We start from the raw sequence: 1,285 nt of genomic DNA on the forward strand, positions 1-1,285 counted from the left end.
CCGTCGGCCTGGTGGTCGAGGCCGCACTGGCGGGCGACGGCTTGCCCGCAGCGCGCCCAGCCACCGACCGTCGGCAGCGGCCTGTCCAGCAGGGTGACCAGCTCCCAGTAGGCGGGGTGGTCGCGTACGCCGTCCTCGGGACCGGCGGTGAGATGGGCAAGACCCTTGTCGTCCAGCTCCCGCCGGACGCGCTGCCAGGGGATGCCCCAGGCGCGGCGTACGGGACCCCCATGAATAGCCAGCTTCGCGGTGACGAGCCCGACGACGACGCTCTCGTCGTTCGTCCACAGGGGGCCGCCGCTGTAGGACTGCTCGATGTCCAGGGAGCGGTCGCCGCCGTCGAAGTAGCCGAACCGGCCGTCGCAGTTGGTCACTTCGGCGTCGGCGAAGACCCCCGGCTCCCCGCTGCCGTGCCAGGCGCGGACCCGCTGTTCCTTGGCCATGGGGTGCCAGGGCGGCGGCTGGAACGCGGGCGGCAGCGCGCCGGTCACGCGCAGCACTGCGAGATCGCCGTTCCACTCGTAGCCGCCGAGCCCGCCGTCGTCCAGCCGCGGCGGGATCCAGGCCGTCAGCTCGGCCTCGCGCTCGACGGTGATCTCCCGGGCGATGATCCGCACCCGCACCGCGACGGGACCCGGGTGGTCAGGGGCCAGCGGATCGGACCTGCCCAGGGCGCTGTTGACGACGTGCGCGCAGGTCAGCAGGTGCTGGCCGGGCAGCAGTACGGCGGAGCCGGCGGGCTCGCCGTCGGCCCCGGCCAGGACGGAGACCGCGGGCCGGGAGGAGGGCCCGCGGGTGTGGAACCACCCCATGGCTCAGGCGGCGGGGCCGGAACGGGGGCCGGAACCGGGGCCGGAACCGGAGTCGCCGTCCGGGCTGCCCGGCCCCGGCTCGGCCTCGGGTTCCGTCTCCGCCCCGGTCTCCGCCGAAAGCTGCCAGGTGGCCGAAACGGTCAGGCTGGCCTGCCCGTTGGCGCCTACGATGCCCAGCTTGAGGTCCTGCCCCACCTGCACACCGAACTGCACATTGATCTCATGCGGCGGGTTCGGCGCGGCGCACACCGCGTCGTGCACCTCCTGCAGCAGCGGGCCCAGCGGCCGCAGCACCGTACGCAGCGCGTCCGTGGCCAGCGCCGCGGCGAACCCGCCGCATGAGATCAATGTGCAGTTCGGTGTGCAGGTGGGGCAGGACCTCAAGCTGGGCATCGTAGGCGCCAACGGGCAGGCCAGCCTGACCGTTTCGGCCACCTGGCAGCTTTCGGCGGAGACCGGGGCGGAGACGGAAC

2 protein-coding genes and 1 pseudogene are annotated in these 1,285 nt (G+C 73.7%); 1 reads left to right on the forward strand and 2 read right to left on the reverse strand.

Translation table 11 applies throughout. The features are described 5' to 3' along the window. On the reverse strand, positions 1–812 hold an 812-nt coding region (locus CCN51_RS52455; RefSeq protein WP_143676268.1), incomplete at its 3' end, for a trypsin-like serine peptidase. A gap of 3 nt (positions 813–815) precedes the next feature. Then, positions 816–1,160 carry a CU044_2847 family protein gene (locus CCN51_RS59525; protein WP_425444821.1) on the reverse strand — a complete coding sequence of 115 codons (345 nt, stop codon included), beginning with the start codon at positions 1,158–1,160 and terminating at the stop codon, positions 816–818. A 19-nt stretch (positions 1,161–1,179) separates the two neighbouring features. Between CCN51_RS59525 and CCN51_RS59055 the strand changes: the two are divergent. After that, positions 1,180–1,285, forward strand: a pseudogene (locus CCN51_RS59055) (CU044_2847 family protein); the annotation flags it as partial.

Source organism: Streptomyces milbemycinicus, assembly GCF_002154605.1.
Taxonomy (GTDB): domain Bacteria; phylum Actinomycetota; class Actinomycetes; order Streptomycetales; family Streptomycetaceae; genus Streptomyces; species Streptomyces milbemycinicus.